1 protein-coding gene is annotated in these 290 nt (G+C 65.9%); it reads right to left on the reverse strand.

The genetic code is table 11. The features are described 5' to 3' along the window. Positions 1 to 29 precede the first annotated feature (29 nt). Positions 30 to 290, reverse strand: a 261-nt coding sequence (locus tag P0G09_RS20265) for a SpoIIE family protein phosphatase (protein WP_275253578.1), incomplete at its 5' end; no start/stop codon positions are given.

Genomic DNA, 290 nt, shown 5'->3' on the forward strand with positions numbered 1-290 from the left:
GGCTATTATATGCCCCTGTTGTGAAATTTTCAATGACCGCAGGGCTCTAACCGGAGCACGGCGGCGGTGATATCATCGGGTCGGCCGGTCTGTTCGGCGCTGGCGCGGGCGGTCTCCACAAGGATCCGGGCCACCTTCTCGGGCGGGTCGCCTGCAGCAGCGGAGAGTTCCAGCTGCTTGGCCACCCAGCCGGGACCGTCCACCAGCAGACCGTCCGAGACCAGTACGGCATAGTCCCCGGCAGCCAGATGCACCACCCGGCTCTGGCCGTTCACGCCGCCCAGAATGCC

Source organism: Faecalibacterium sp. DFI.5.82 (genome assembly GCF_029076575.1).
GTDB classification, from domain to species: domain Bacteria; phylum Bacillota; class Clostridia; order Oscillospirales; family Ruminococcaceae; genus Faecalibacterium; species Faecalibacterium duncaniae.